This window comes from Serratia inhibens (assembly GCF_003591175.1).
Taxonomy (GTDB): domain Bacteria; phylum Pseudomonadota; class Gammaproteobacteria; order Enterobacterales; family Enterobacteriaceae; genus Serratia; species Serratia inhibens.
The window spans coordinates 692,139-706,339 of sequence record NZ_QYYG01000002.1 but is presented as its reverse complement, the minus strand read 5'-3'; the positions used below and the strand labels follow the sequence as shown (position 1 = coordinate 706,339).

The window sequence follows — 14,201 nt, the reverse complement described above, 5'->3', positions numbered from 1 at the left end:
CTAGTGGCATCTGGCGGTGGGGCAACAGGCTAACCCATTTTCATTTAATTCCGGTTTAGGATCCTGCCAGATTGGTTTGCTTACCCTAAGTGGTTTTGGTTTTCTGTGCGATTTATCACAATTTTAAAGGTTTTAGCTCCCGGTACTGAGATGAGCGGCATAATCCAGTTTGTTCGCACCGGACAATGGATTAACATAACGCTCACTTATCACTGGCCTGGCTTATATGGATATCCGATGCGTCATTTAGTTGCTCTTCTCCCTCTGCTTACCTTACTTACAGCCTGTAGCAGCGGGCCGAAGCCTACCCCAGCAGCTCCTCAGGCTAATAACGCCGTAAAAGGCGGTTTCCTGCTGACGCCGGCACATAGCGGCCAGCCGTTGGGCGGTGATTTTGCCTTCAATCCAAACACTGCCCGTTTTATCGATAAAATGGTGCAGGAACACGGATTCGATCGTCAGCAATTGCATGACGTGCTGGCCCAGGCAAAACGGCTGGATTCGGTGCTGCGGTTGATGGATCGCCAGGCACCGACCCCCACCACTCAGGCGCCGTCCGTGCCGAACGGTTCCTGGTTGCGTTATCGCAACAAGTTCATTACGCCGGATAACGTGCAAAACGGCGTGCAGTTCTGGAACCAATATCAGGAAGCCCTGCAGCGCGCCCAGCAGGTATACGGCGTGCCGCCGGAGATCATTGTCGGTATTATCGGCGTTGAAACCCGCTGGGGCCGCGTGATGGGTAAAACCCGCATTATCGATGCCTTGTCCACGCTGGCCTTCGACTATCCGCGCCGCGCCGATTACTTTGCCGGCGAGCTGGAAACCTTCCTGTTGATGTCGCGCTCCGAAGGGGATGACCCGCTGGAGCTGCGCGGCTCCTTTGCCGGCGCCATGGGTTACGGCCAGTTTATGCCTTCTTCGTTCAAGAGCTACGCGGTTGATTTCAACGGTGACGGCCACATCAACCTGTGGGATCCGGTGGATGCGATCGGCAGCGTCGCCAACTACTTTAAAGAACATGGCTGGATCAGTGGCGAGGCCGTGGCGGTACCGGCCAGCGGCCAGGCGCCGGGGCTGGATAACGGCTTTAAAACCCGCTACCCGATTGCCACCCTCGCGGCGGCCGGGCTGACCCCGCAAGGCTCGCTCGGCAATGAGCAGGAAGCCAGCCTGCTGCGGCTGGATATGGGCACCAGCTACCAGTACTGGTACGGGTTGCCGAACTTCTACGCCATTACCCGTTACAACCACAGCACCCATTACGCCATGGCGGTGTGGCAATTGGGCGAAGCGGTGGGCCGTTCGGCGCGCGGCGGGTTCTGATGTGCTGATGACAATGAAAAAGGCCGTGAAAACGGCCTTTTTTACGTCTATACCGATCAGAAATCGTAACGCAGGCGCACCAGCGTCATATCACCGAGGTTATCGGTGCTTGAAGTCAGCACGTGTTCCACATCGACGCGGAAACCGTAATCAAACTGCACCGTAACGCCCAGGCCGTTATCGATACGCTGATAGTTGCGGCCGCTCACGTACTCCAGACGATCGCCCATAAAGTAAGGCATCACGGATTTCACCGCATACTGGCCCACCGGCACGGTGTAACCGGCCAGATACTCGATACCCCAGGCGTCGCCGGCGAAGTAGTTGTCAACGTCGGCTTTTTTGGTGGTCAGGAAGTTGTTGTACCAGCCGCCGCCAAAGGTCAGGGTCCAGCTGTCCGGCTTCCAGCTCAGCGCGGTGCCCACAATGTTCTGATCGTAGTCTTTCGAGCCGCTGGTGGACGGGTTACGCATTTCGGCGCGGGTATAGTTCCACGCGGTGCCCCAGGTCAGATCCGGCGTCAGGTGGTAATCCACGCCCAGCGAGCCGCCGCCTTTGCGCTTGTAGCGCAGGCCATTGCCCGGCAGATAGTCGTTATCGCTGAACAGGTAAGAGGCGTAAAGGTCCGCATCGCCAAAGGTGTTTTTGTACTTCAGCATTTTGCGCGAGCGGTAAGAGCCGTCGTAGTCGCCGTTGATGCCGTTGCCCGGCGCCTGGGCCAGCATGTCGTAATCCCAGATATCGGTTTTGGCGCCCACCACGTCGTAATACACGCTGTTTTGCTGGCCAAAGGTCAGTTGACCCCAGGTTTTGCTTTTCAGCCCGGTGTACAGCATGCGGCGGCTGGTGTTATTGGCGCCGTCGGCATAGTGGTGATCCCAGTCGAACAGGGCAGGGATATTCACCCCCAGCTCGTAGTAGCTGATCCAACTGATGTCGTCGAACAGATAGTAGTCCGCGGCAAAGCGGAAACGGGTACCGCCGTCGAAGCCGTTGCGTTTATAGGAGCCTTTATCGCCATCGCCGGTCATGTTGTTGAACTGCGGGCGGATGCTGCCGCCGACGGTAAAGTTGAGGCGGCTCAGCGGATCGCCCGCCTGAGGATCCTGCTTCAGCAGAGTGATCTCAGCCTGAGCAGCGAAAGAGGCGGTGCCCATCACCAGCCCCAAAGCGACCGCCTGAGTCAATGTGCGCAATGTGAAAGTCATGTGTTTTATCCCTGTTATTGATTGCCAACATCACCTATGCACCGGCATCAGTGATTTGCTCAGATTTTTTCTGAGCGTTTTCATTGTTTTTTGGCGTGGTTGAAGCGAAGCGCATATGTAACACGATGTGCGTCACAAAAAGTTACTTTTCTTGCTAATTATTTGATTGGATATTAATCGTTGGCAGGGAAGAGAGCGGCGGGGCCTGACACGAGGTCATGTTCAACGTAGTGGCTGAGCCATGACGACAATACTTGGATGAACTCAGCTAATGCATAGCCTTATATTTTTCACTTGTCAGTGAATGGCAGATGCCGTGTAATTTAATCGACATGAAGGCATTAAATAAGCCGACGGGTAGCGGAATTGATTTTTGCCGATATCGGTAAGATGGATTGGATTAATAAGGGATCGGGAGATAATTATGAAAGCTTTGTTGGCGTTATTTATTGGTCTGTTTTCATTGCCGCTGATGGCGGCAGAGTCGCACGTATGCCAGTCTCAAGCTTATGATTATGCTAGCATTGGCAAGCTCAGGTTGAGTGACGATACGGTATTTACCTGCCGTGATGTTGGCCGCGTCACTATTCCTGAATTGGCGAGGCGGGGTTGGAAGGTTATTCATGTGACGCAACAAACCGAATATACCGGCGACACCGATAGCGATGATGAAGTGATTAAGATGTACCAGGAAATAGTGGTTTATAAAGAATAGTCTCTAGATATTCCTGCGATTTTATTCTCTATCACCGCTCATATTTGCGGCGAGGGATAATTGTATTTTGAGCAGAGCGGTTTGCGGGAGGGATGATGATTTCCAGAAATAGCATAGACAGCAAAGCGGCTACCGCCATGACGCTGATATGCGCCATATGGGGGCTGCAACAGGTCGCGATCAAGGCCGCCGAGCCGGACATCTCCGCCGTACTGCAAATCGCCATCAGGTCAGGCGTGGCCGCTTTGGCGGTCTACCTTTTGGCGCGTTACAAAAGGGAAAGGTTTTTATTCGATCGCCCCACGCTGTTAGCCGGTTTGTGCGTTGGCTTATTGTTCGCGTTAGAGTTCTTTTTCGTCTCTGAAGGTTTAGGTTATACCAGCGCGTCGCATATGGCGGTTTTCTTGTACACCGCGCCCTTATTCTCCGCCATAGGGCTGCATTTTTTTATCAGACACGAGCGCTTGTCGGCCGTGCAGTGGGCCGGCATCGCCTTGGCCTTTGGCGGCGTGGTGCTTGCCATCTCGGGGATGGGCGGCAGTTCGGGCGGTGAGGCGCAGCTCCGTGGCGATATTTATGGCCTGTTGGCGGGCATGTCCTGGGGCGGCTCGACGATAGTCATTCGCACCACGCGCCTGGCGAACTGTTCGTCCAAACAGACGCTGTTGTTCCAACTGACTGGGGCCTGCCTGCTGTTATCTCTGCTGGCGATGACGATGGAGAACCTTCATTTCAATCTGAGTTCTGTGGCCTGGACCAGCCTGATATTCCAAACGATTATCGTCTCTTTCCTCAGCTATTTGATTTGGTTTTCTCTGCTGCGTAATTATCAGGCCTCTTCGCTGGGCATTCTGACCTTTATGACCCCCATTTTTGGCATTTTGGCCGGTGTGGTGATTTTGGGTGAGCCACTGCAAATTGAATTTGTATTGGGTTCTGTACTGATCGTTTTCGGGCTTATTGTCGTAAGCTGTTCTTATTTATTTTATGTCAATAGAGGAGTTGCACCAAAAATATAATCCATGGATGTTAATATTCATAACTATCAAATAAGCTGTGAAAGCCAATTCACCCTCACCGTGCAAATATCCAGATATGCCTGGGGGTTTCCTTTGATAACGCTCTATGATAATGGTGTTTTTTCCGTGGTGAAAAGCACCAAACGGATGCGGTTATCCAACCAGATGCCGGTTGAAGTCATCACCTTTGCTAATAACTATGCTGTGGTCTGGGATAATAGCCGCAAGCATATTTATTATTCAAAGGCCGGAAAGTTATATAACTGCGCACTTGATTTCTCTTATCCCCCCAAAAAATGGCGCTGATTTCAAGAAAACTTGCCAATGCCTCCGGCCATCAGGCCAGAGGCGCTATCTTCATCATCCACTCTTTGAAAGCGATGATCTTCGGCCACTGGCGTTCGGAGATGGTCGACATAAAATAGCAGTGTTCGCAAGGCAAGATCATGTTGCTGAACGGGATAATCAGTTCGCCGCTTTTGATCCAGTCTTGCACCAGATTTAGCCGCCCCATGGCGACGCCGAGGTGTTTGGTCGCCGCCAGCACGGCCAGATCCGAGCGATCGAACTCCATGCTTTTGCTTTCGGTATCCAGCGCCAAATCAAAATGTTGCGACCAGGTCAACCATTCGTCTTCGCCAGAGTTGTACCTGTCATGCAGCAGGGTGCAATGTGCCAGGTTTTCCGGTGCGCCGTAGAGGTTATGTACCTTGGCGTACTGCGGGGTACAGATCGGGACTATAGATTCCTGCATAAAAGCTTCGTCTATTTGTTTCCCGGACGGCAGCTTGCCAAAGTACATGGCCAAATCAACCCCCCGATTGGCCAGGCTGATGATCTCCTGCCCGGTGACTATGCTCAAATGAATGGTGGGGTGCTGGGCAATAAAATCGCCGATCCGCGGTATCAGCAAGCACTGCACGATGGAAGGGTGCGAATAAATAGTCAGGTTGCCCGTCAACTCACGGTTTTTAATATCAAGAATTTCCTGATTCAGCGTATTGAAGGAGCGGCTTAATGCCCATTGCATACGCTCGCCTTCCGGTGTCAGCGTAATTCTGCGATGGAAGCGTTGAAATAAAAGAAAACCCAACTCTTTTTCCAACAGATTAATTCTGTGGCTCACTGCGCTGGGCGTAATAGACAGTTCTTCCGCCGCCAATGAAAAGGATAAATTGCGGGCGACGCATTCAAAAGTATGCAGGCGTGAAAATTGATAGCTGGTCAGCGGGCTTGCGCGTTGAAAATATTTTTTGTCGGGGAACATGTCATGCCTCCATGCTTATAATTAAACAATTTTAGCATTTAATTTAACGGGGCTGAAACGCGATTTCTCTTATTTACAAATAACGGATTTGATCAATGGAGTTAGTTATCTGATCTATCGGGTAATTAGACTGCGGTTCAGCATTCGTTATTAAATATGGGCAAGGCGACTTGCCGAGTACCGAGGGAAGGGGGCGCTGTCGTAAAGGTGTTTTTTGTGTGGTGATGGTGTCCCCGACTGGAATCGAACCAGTAACTAGCCCTTAGGAGGGGCTTGTTATATCCGTTTAACTACGGGGACCCTGCGGGCCGGCAACCTGAGCTGCCGGGGCAGTATACCTTTTTTTACCCGCAGAATAAGCGCTTAGCGGTGCGTTTGCTCATTCCCTCGCCAATATGCGGTGAATTTTGTACGCAGCGCTGGTTGCGATCACGGTTTTTTCGCCTTGGCGGTCGCTTTTTCCGCCTCCAGCTTCGCCGCCTTGCTTTTAATGCTCATATCGTTACGGATCTGCGCGTGGCTGATGAGTGCGAAGATAAAGGTGCCGCCGATAATGTTGCCCGCCAGCGTCGGAATGGCGAACGGATAGAAAAATTCCTGCCAGGGGAGAGCGCCGCTAAACACCAGATACAGGATCTCGACCGAGCCGACCACAATGTGGGTCAGGTCGCAAATCGCCACCAGATAGGTCATCAGCACAATTATCCAAATCTTGGCCGCCCCGGCGGAGGGGAACATCCACACCATGGTGGCGATGATCCAGCCCGCCAGAATGCCGTTGGCGAACATTTCTGACGGCGAGTTTTTCATCACCTCTTCCGACAGGCTGACGAAGGCGCTGCGGGTATTGTCGTCGAAAATCGGCATATGGATAAACGCCAGCGATGCCAGCCCGGTGCCAATCAGGTTGCCAAGCAGCACCACGCCCCACAGGCGGAACAGGATCAGGAAGTTTCTCGGCGTCGGTTTGTGCATGATCGGCAGCACGGCGGTGACGGTGTTTTCGGTAAACAGCTGCTGGCGGGCCATAATCACAATGATAAAGCCGAAGGTGTAGCCGATATTCTCGATAAAGAAACGGCTGGGATCGTCCGGCAGGCGGGCGTGAAAAATGCCTTTCGCCGCCAGCGAAGCGCCCATCGACAGCCCGGCGGCCACGGCGGACCACAGTAGGGCTACCCAGTCGCGTTCCAGCTCTTTTTCGCCTTCCATGCGGATCAGCTCATGCACCGCTGCAGCGCGAGAGGGCAGATTCTCTTCCTTTACTTCTATTTCTGACTTGCCCTGTTCGTGCTCTTTGCTCTCCACTTTTAGCGGATCATCGGCATCCGCTTTTGTGCGCGGTTGTTCGTCGCTCATTGTTAAGTCTCCGTCAAATGTTGCCAGGGCCACTCATCAAGCGTAGTTGGCTCACGGGCGGTGCGACAGAAGTGCGGAAATGGCGGAAAAAAGTAACAAGAGTTTAACGCCGTCGGTTTTTCCTGTGCATTATTGATCTGGGTCGCCATATTACCCCTATTGGAGTAGCCGAGCGGCCGGTGGCGGGCTGCGTGCCACAGGTGCCTTATGCTATGATTCTCTATCCCAAAGAAAAATATGAGTTCTCCCGATGCTGGAAGCTAAAAGTCTGAGCTGCGTCCGTGATGAACGCACCCTGTTTAGCGAATTAAGCTTTACGGTGAAGCCGGGCGAGATTATTCAGGTGGAAGGGCCGAACGGCGCGGGCAAGACCAGCCTGTTGCGCATTCTGGCCGGGCTGGCGCAGCCGGAAAACGGCGAAGTGTGTTGGCGTGGGCAAAATACGCTGCGTCACCGTGAGAATTATCATCAGGATCTGCTGTTCCTCGGCCATCAGCCGGGGATTAAAACCATGCTGACGCCCTTCGAGAACCTGCAGTTTTACCAGGCGGTACGCACTGCGCCCGATCGCCAGGCCATCTGGCGGGCGCTGGAGCAGGTGGGGCTGGTGGGTTATGAGGATTTGCCGGTGGCGCAGCTTTCCGCCGGCCAGCAGCGCCGGGTCGCGCTGGCGCGTTTATGGTTAAGTGAGTGCCCACTGTGGATCCTGGATGAACCGCTGACGGCGATCGATAAACAGGGCGTGGCTGAATTGATTAGCCTTTTTGAGCAACATGCGCAGCAAGGCGGCATGGTATTGTTGACCACGCACCAGGATCTGGCCGGCACGACGCAGGCGGTAGGTAAAATCAGCCTGGCGGAGAATCTCTGATGTTTTTGACGGTATTGCGCCGCGAGCTGAAAATTGCCTTTCGCAAAGGGTCGGAAATCGTTAACCCGCTGTGGTTCTTCCTGATCGTTATCACGTTGTTTCCACTGGGCATTGGGCCGGAACCGCAATTGCTGGCGCGCATTGCGCCGGGGATTATCTGGGTGGCGGCGCTGCTGGCTTCGCTGTTGTCGCTGGAGCGTTTGTTTCGCGACGATTTTCTCGACGGCTCGCTGGAGCAACTGCTGTTGTTGCCGACGCCGCTGCCGATGACGGTGTTAGGCAAAGTGTGTGCTCACTGGGTCGTGACGGGATTACCGTTGTTAATCCTGTCGCCGTTGGTGGCGCTGCTGCTGTCGCTGGATATGCATACCTGGCTGGCGGTGGCGTTTACGTTGCTGCTGGGTACCCCGACGCTGAGCCTGATCGGCGCCATCGGGGTGGCGCTTATCGTCGGGTTGCGCAAAGGAGGCGTGCTGCTCAGCTTGCTGGTGTTGCCGCTGTACATTCCGGTGCTGATATTTTCCACCGCCGCTATCGACGCCGCTTCCATGGGCATGCCGATAGCGGGGTATCTGGCGATTTTGGGTGCAATGCTGGCGGGCAGCATAACGCTGGCCCCCTTTGCCACCGCCGCCGCTCTGCGAGTGAGCGTGCACTAGCATCACTGATTTACATGCGGGTTAACGCCGTTAAGAGCGTGTTCCACCGCCAAAGCTATTTTCGTCGCCCCACAATAGGGGGGCCACCTTAAAACATTTACCGTGAGCAATGACGACAATGTGGAAATGGTTACATCAATTCGCCCAGCCTGAACGGCTGTATCGTGTCTGCGGCCGTTTTGTCCCTTGGTTGGGGCTGGCCGGCGCCCTCTGCCTGGGTATCGGCTGGGTATGGGGCTTTGGTTTTGCGCCGAAGGATTATCAACAGGGCGACAGCTTCCGCATCATGTATATCCACGTGCCGGCCGCCATGTGGTCAATGGGCATTTACGCTTCTATGGCGGTGGCGGCGTTTATCGGCCTGGTGTGGCAGATGAAAATGTCCGACTCCGTGGTGGCGGCGATGGCGCCGGTCGGCGCGGTGTTTACCTTTATCGCGCTGGTCACGGGCGCAGCCTGGGGCAAACCCATGTGGGGCACCTGGTGGGTGTGGGACGCGCGTCTGACCTCTGAACTGGTGCTGCTGTTCCTTTATATGGGCATTATTGCGCTGTATAACGCCTTTGAAGACCGCCGCCTGGCCGGCCGCGCCGCCGGCATTTTGGTGCTGGTGGGGGTAGTGAACATCCCGATTATTCATTTCTCTGTCGAATGGTGGAACACGCTGCACCAGGGCTCCACCAATATGCAACAGAGCATCGCGCCAAGCATGCGTACCCCGCTGCGCTGGGCGATCCTCGGCTATCTGCTGTTCTTTATCACGCTGACCCTGATGCGGTTACGCAATCTGATCCTGGCCCAGGAGCGTCAGCGCCCGTGGGTTTCCGGGCTGGTCAACAAGGAGCGCCAACCATGAATGCCGCATTTACCTCCTGGTCGGCGTTTTTCGCCATGGGCGGCTACGCCTTTTACGTTTGGCTGGCGGTGGCCGTCACGCTGTTATCCTTGCTGGGCCTGGTGGCCCACACCTGCTGGCAGCGCAGGCAATTGCTGGATGAAGTCGGCCGCCGGCAGGCGCGCGAACGACGCATCCGTCAGTCGCAGCAGTCGAAACAAAAATCCGCTAATCCGCGGGAGAAATCATTGTGAATCCACGTCGTAAAAGCCGCCTGTATCTGGCGATTGTCGTGCTGATCGGCGTGGCGCTGACCGCTACCCTGACGCTGTACGCGCTGCGCTCCAACATCGATCTGTTTTATACCCCGAGTGAAATTTTGCAGGGCAAGGGCGAAGATCACGAAAAACCGGAGGTGGGCCAACGCCTGCGCATTGGCGGCATGGTGATGCCCGGCTCGGTGAAGCGCGATCAGAAAACGCTGCAGGTCAACTTCAAGATTTATGATGCGCGCGGCGTGATTGATGTCACCTATACCGGCATCCTGCCGGATCTGTTCCGTGAAGGGCAGGGCGTGGTGGCGCAAGGCGTACTGGGTGAAGGCAACGTGGTTAACGCGCGTGAAGTGCTGGCGAAACACGATGAAAAATACACCCCGCCGGAAGTGGCAGACGCGATGAAAGAAAACCATAAGGGGCCGGCTTCGGCCTACACCGCCCCGCAAAATGAGGGCGGCAAGTCATGATGCCGGAAACGGGAAGTTTTCTGCTGTGCCTGGCATTGGCGATTTCGCTGCTGCTGAGCATTTATCCACAGTGGGGCGCGGCGCGTCAGGATCGCCGCATGATGGCGGTGGCGCGCCCGCTGACCTACGGCATGTTCGCCGCCATTGCACTGGCGTTCATCTGCCTGGTACACGCCTTTGTCGTGAATGATTTTACCGTGGCTTATGTGGCCGCCAACTCCAACAGCCAACTGCCGGTGTATTACCGCATCGCCGCCACCTGGGGCGCACACGAGGGATCGCTGCTGCTGTGGGTGTTGTTGCTCAGTTGCTGGTCATTGGCGGTGGCGCTGTGCAGCCGTTCGATGCCGCAGGATGCGGTGGCGCGCGTGCTGTCGGTGATGGGCATGATCACCGCAGGCTTCCTGCTGTTTATCATCATGACCTCCAACCCGTTCACCCGTACGCTGCCGAACTTCCCGATCGACGGCAGCGATCTCAACCCGTTGCTGCAGGATATCGGCCTGATTTTCCATCCGCCGCTGCTGTACATGGGTTATGTCGGCTTCTCGGTGGCGTTTGCCTTCGCCATCGCCTCACTGATGGCCGGCCGGCTGGATACCGCCTGGGCGCGCTGGTCGCGGCCCTGGACCACGGCGGCCTGGGTGTTTCTCACCCTGGGGATAGTGCTGGGTTCCGCCTGGGCCTATTACGAACTGGGTTGGGGCGGCTGGTGGTTCTGGGATCCGGTGGAAAACGCGTCCTTTATGCCCTGGCTGGCCGGTACGGCGCTGATGCACTCGCTGGCGGTGACCGAAAAACGCGGCACCTTCAAAGCCTGGACGGTGCTGCTGGCCATTACCGCCTTCTCGCTGTGCCTGTTGGGCACCTTCCTGGTGCGCTCCGGCGTGCTGGTTTCGGTGCACTCTTTTGCTTCCGACCCGGCGCGCGGCATGTTTATCCTCGCCTATCTGGTGATCGTGATCGGCGGCTCTCTGCTGCTGTACGCGGTCAAGGGCGGGCAGGTACGCAGCCGGGTGCAGCATGAAACCTTCTCGCGCGAAACTTTCCTGCTGGGCAACAACGTGCTGTTGATTGCCGCCATGCTGGTGGTGCTGCTGGGCACGTTGCTGCCGTTGGTGCACAAACAGCTGGGCCTGGGCAGCATTTCTATCGGCGAGCCGTTCTTCAATACCATGTTCACCTGGCTGATGGCGCCGATGGCGCTGCTGATGGGCATCGGCCCGCTGGTACGCTGGCGTCGCGATGAACCGACCAAGCTGTGGCGTCGTTTGAGCGTGGCACTGGCGATCACGCTGGTGCTGTCGATCCTGCTGCCGTGGTTGTTGCAGGACAGCATCGCCGGCATGACGGTGGTCGGGCTGATCATGGCGGTGTGGGTGATTATCCTGACGCTGATGGAATTGCATGAGCGCGCTACCCATCGCCACGGTTTTTGGCGCGGCCTGAGCCACCTTTCCCGCAGCCATTGGGGCATGGTGCTGGGCCACCTCGGGGTCGCGGTGACGGTGATCGGCATTGCGTTCAGCCAAAACTACAGCGTGGAGCGCGATGTGCGCATGAAGGCCGGCGACAGCGTGGACATTCACAGCTACCACTTTGTGTTCCGCGACGTGCACGATATTCGCGGGCCGAACTACAGCGGCGGCGTCGGCATTATCGACGTCACGCGCAACGGCAAGCCGGAAGCCACGCTGCATGCGGAGAAACGTTACTACAGCGTGGCGCGCAGCATGATGACCGAAGCGGCTATCGACGGCGGCTTCAGCCGCGACCTGTATGCGGCGCTGGGGGAAGAGCTGGACGACGGCTCCTGGGCGGTGCGGCTGTATTACAAGCCCTTCGTGCGCTGGATCTGGTTCGGCGGGGTATTTATGGCGATTGGCGGCATCCTGTGCATTCTCGATCCGCGCTATCGGATGAGCAAAAAGCTCAAACGTGAAGGCAAGCTGGAGGAGCAGGCATGAACCGTAAATTGCTGTTTATCCCGCTAATCCTGTTCCTGTTGCTGGTGGCGGCCTTTATGGTGCAACTGACGCGCAATGCCGGTGGCGAGGATCCGACTATGCTGGAATCGGCATTGATCGGCAAACCGGTACCGACTTTTAAGCTGGAGTCGCTCGACCAGCCCGGAAAAACGTTCGATCAGGCGGTGCTGCGGACCGGCAAGCCGATGCTGTTGAACGTTTGGGCGACCTGGTGCCCAACCTGCCGTGCCGAGCATCAATACCTCAATACTCTGGCGGCGCGCGGCATTCGCGTGGTGGGGCTGAACTATAAGGACGACCGCAGCAAAGCGGTCACCTGGCTGAATTCATTGGGCAATCCCTACGCACTCAGCCTGTATGACGGCGATGGCATGCTGGGGCTGGATCTCGGCGTGTACGGCGCGCCGGAGACGTTCCTGATCGACGGGCAGGGCATTATTCGCTACCGCCATGCCGGGGATATGAACGAGCGCGTCTGGCAGCAGGAAGTGTTGCCGCTGTACAAAAAGTACGGAGGTGAAGCATGAGGCTGATTGCCCTGATGTTCGCCGCGCTGCTGAGCTGGAGCGCGGCGGCGGCTATCGATACCTATAAGTTCAACTCGGTTGAGCAGGAACAGCAATACCGCGAGCTGACCGAACAGCTTCGTTGCCCGAAATGCCAGAACAACAGCATCGCCGATTCTAACGCCATCATCGCCGCTGACATGCGCACCAAGGTGTACGAGCTGATGATGCAGGGGCAGAACAAACAGCAGATCATTGATTATATGGTGGCGCGCTACGGCAATTTCGTCACCTATGAACCGCCGGTGACCCCGGCGACGTTGATCCTTTGGGTTGGCCCGTTGCTGTTTGTGCTGATCGGCGGTGCGGTGGTGATATTGCGCACTCGCCGCCGCCGCGCCGGCACTGTTAACGATGAATTCTCCGAGCAGGAGCAACAGCGCTTGGCGGCGCTGCTGAAAGAGACTGACAGGAAGAAACCCTAATGGCATTTTGGCTGATTATTATTGTGCTGTTGGTCGGCGCTGCGGCGCTGCTGGTGGTGCCTGCGATGCGCCAGGGCAAGCAGGGTGCGGCCACCAGCCGCGACGCGTTGAACAAGGCGTTTTATCAAGATCGCCTGAACGAGCTGGAACAGGATGAAGAGCAGGGCGTGGTTGCCGAACGCCCGGAGCTGGTGAAAGAACTGCAACAGAACCTGCTGAACGACATTCCCGGCCAACAGGACGTGCAAACGAAACCGATCAACCGTTGGGCACTGGTGCCCGGCGTGCTGTTGCTGGTGGTGGTCACCCTGGGGTTTTATCTGAAAACCGGCGGGCTGGCGCAGGTCATGGACTGGCAGCAGGTGCAAGCTCAAATGCCGGAACTGCGTGCGCGCGTCGCCAATGAGCGCGCCCAACCGCTGAGCATGGAGGAGATAGCTCGCCTTGGGCTGGGGCTGCGCACCGCGCTGCAACAAGACGATCGCAACATCAACGACTGGATGATGCTGGGGCGCGTAGGTATGGCGCTGAATAACGCCACCACCGCAACGCAGGCATTTGCTCATGCTTATCAATTGGATCCGAATAATCTGGAAGTGCGCCTCGGCTATGCGGAGGTGTTGACGCGTTCCAACGATCCGGAGGATAACAAGCAGGCCACGCAGATGCTGCGCAAGATGATCGCCGAAGATCATGCCAACCTGCGCGTGCTGAGCTTGCTGGCGTTCAATGCCTTTGAACAGGGTGATTTCAAACAGGCGATCGGCGCCTGGCAGGTGATGTTGAAACTGCTGCCGGCCAACGATCAGCGCATCGAGGTATTAAAGCGCAGCATTGCACAAGCAAAATCACAGGCGGGCGAAGAAACTGTTAAACTGAATGTAAACGTGACGTTATCGCCCGAGGCGACTAACGCTTTACCGCAGCAGGGGACGCTGGTAATTTCGGTGACCGATGGCGCCAACCCGGTGCCGGTTGCGGTAAAACAACTGCCCTTAAGCCGTTTCCCTCTGTCATTCTCTTTGGATGACAGCAACGCCATGATGCCTGAACGCCTGCTTTCGGCGCAGCATCAGGTGAAGGTGCGGGTACGGATTTCTCACGACGGTCTGGCCACGCCGCAGGCGGGCGACTGGTTTGGTGAGAGCGAACTGCAGAATTTCAGCGGTAAAGGGCAGGTTAGCGTTCAGATTGACAAGCAGGTTCCCTGAATAAAAA

At 56.1% G+C, this 14,201-nt stretch carries 16 protein-coding genes and 1 tRNA gene; 13 read left to right on the top strand and 4 right to left on the bottom strand.

Going from position 1 to position 14,201, the window contains the following annotated elements:
• Window positions 1–237 precede the first annotated feature (237 nt).
• Entirely contained in the window at window positions 238–1,326 is a 1,089-nt protein-coding gene (gene mltB / locus D4100_RS12340) for a lytic murein transglycosylase B (RefSeq protein ID WP_065506424.1), read from the top strand.
• Window positions 1,327–1,382: 56 nt separating this feature from the next.
• Here mltB and D4100_RS12335 read toward each other — a convergent pair whose 3' ends face one another.
• Window positions 1,383–2,483 (bottom strand): porin, encoded by a 1,101-nt coding sequence (locus D4100_RS12335; RefSeq protein WP_418346469.1) that lies wholly within the window; start codon window positions 2,481–2,483, stop codon window positions 1,383–1,385.
• A gap of 475 nt (window positions 2,484–2,958) precedes the next feature.
• On the opposite strand from D4100_RS12335, the gene D4100_RS12330 reads away from it, so the two are divergent.
• The 3 genes from D4100_RS12330 (at window position 2,959) to D4100_RS12320 (ending at window position 4,574) form a co-directional block, all read left to right on the top strand.
• Complete coding sequence (locus tag D4100_RS12330; RefSeq protein WP_119804463.1) at window positions 2,959–3,249, top strand: hypothetical protein; 291 nt, start codon at window positions 2,959–2,961, stop codon at window positions 3,247–3,249.
• Window positions 3,250–3,344: 95 nt separating this feature from the next.
• Entirely contained in the window at window positions 3,345–4,268 is a 924-nt protein-coding gene (locus tag D4100_RS12325; protein ID WP_065506421.1) for a DMT family transporter, read from the top strand.
• Window positions 4,269–4,271: 3 nt separating this feature from the next.
• Window positions 4,272–4,574 carry a hypothetical protein gene (locus D4100_RS12320; RefSeq protein WP_065506420.1) on the top strand — a complete coding sequence of 101 codons (303 nt, stop codon included), beginning with the start codon at window positions 4,272–4,274 and terminating at the stop codon, window positions 4,572–4,574.
• A 31-nt stretch (window positions 4,575–4,605) separates the two neighbouring features.
• Here D4100_RS12320 and dsdC read toward each other — a convergent pair whose 3' ends face one another.
• From dsdC to D4100_RS12305, 3 genes are all read right to left on the bottom strand, one after another.
• On the bottom strand, window positions 4,606–5,535 hold the full coding sequence (dsdC, locus tag D4100_RS12315; protein ID WP_119804462.1) for a DNA-binding transcriptional regulator DsdC: 930 nt from the start codon (window positions 5,533–5,535) through the stop codon (window positions 4,606–4,608).
• A 225-nt stretch (window positions 5,536–5,760) separates the two neighbouring features.
• Window positions 5,761–5,835 (bottom strand) — tRNA-Arg (locus tag D4100_RS12310).
• Between the two features lie 129 nt (window positions 5,836–5,964).
• On the bottom strand, window positions 5,965–6,894 hold the full coding sequence (locus D4100_RS12305; protein WP_119804461.1) for a formate/nitrite transporter family protein: 930 nt from the start codon (window positions 6,892–6,894) through the stop codon (window positions 5,965–5,967).
• 250 nt (window positions 6,895–7,144) lie between these two features.
• On the opposite strand from D4100_RS12305, the gene ccmA reads away from it, so the two are divergent.
• The 9 genes from ccmA (at window position 7,145) to ccmI (ending at window position 14,194) form a co-directional block, all read left to right on the top strand.
• Window positions 7,145–7,765: a cytochrome c biogenesis heme-transporting ATPase CcmA gene (ccmA, locus tag D4100_RS12300; RefSeq protein WP_065506415.1), complete on the top strand. Its 621-nt coding sequence runs from the start codon at window positions 7,145–7,147 to the stop codon at window positions 7,763–7,765.
• Complete coding sequence (ccmB, locus tag D4100_RS12295; protein WP_119804460.1) at window positions 7,765–8,424, top strand: heme exporter protein CcmB; 660 nt, start codon at window positions 7,765–7,767, stop codon at window positions 8,422–8,424. The genes ccmA and ccmB overlap by 1 nt, the downstream gene beginning before the upstream one ends.
• Before the next feature lie 118 nt (window positions 8,425–8,542).
• Entirely contained in the window at window positions 8,543–9,280 is a 738-nt protein-coding gene (locus D4100_RS12290) for a heme ABC transporter permease (protein WP_119804459.1), read from the top strand.
• Window positions 9,277–9,513, top strand: a complete 237-nt coding sequence (ccmD, locus tag D4100_RS12285) for a heme exporter protein CcmD (protein WP_065506412.1) — start codon at window positions 9,277–9,279, stop codon at window positions 9,511–9,513. Before D4100_RS12290 ends, ccmD begins: the two co-directional genes overlap by 4 nt.
• The gene (ccmE, locus tag D4100_RS12280; RefSeq protein WP_004947520.1) at window positions 9,510–10,004 is read left to right on the top strand and encodes a cytochrome c maturation protein CcmE; all 495 of its coding nucleotides are present in this window, start codon (window positions 9,510–9,512) and stop codon (window positions 10,002–10,004) included. The genes ccmD and ccmE overlap by 4 nt, the downstream gene beginning before the upstream one ends.
• Window positions 10,001–11,971: a heme lyase CcmF/NrfE family subunit gene (locus D4100_RS12275; RefSeq protein ID WP_065506411.1), complete on the top strand. Its 1,971-nt coding sequence runs from the start codon at window positions 10,001–10,003 to the stop codon at window positions 11,969–11,971. The genes ccmE and D4100_RS12275 overlap by 4 nt, the downstream gene beginning before the upstream one ends.
• Entirely contained in the window at window positions 11,968–12,519 is a 552-nt protein-coding gene (locus D4100_RS12270; RefSeq protein WP_013813951.1) for a DsbE family thiol:disulfide interchange protein, read from the top strand. Before D4100_RS12275 ends, D4100_RS12270 begins: the two co-directional genes overlap by 4 nt.
• Window positions 12,516–12,983: a cytochrome c-type biogenesis protein gene (locus D4100_RS12265; RefSeq protein ID WP_065506410.1), complete on the top strand. Its 468-nt coding sequence runs from the start codon at window positions 12,516–12,518 to the stop codon at window positions 12,981–12,983. Before D4100_RS12270 ends, D4100_RS12265 begins: the two co-directional genes overlap by 4 nt.
• Complete coding sequence (ccmI, locus tag D4100_RS12260; RefSeq protein WP_119804458.1) at window positions 12,983–14,194, top strand: c-type cytochrome biogenesis protein CcmI; 1,212 nt, start codon at window positions 12,983–12,985, stop codon at window positions 14,192–14,194. Before D4100_RS12265 ends, ccmI begins: the two co-directional genes overlap by 1 nt.
• Window positions 14,195–14,201: the final 7 nt, after the last annotated feature.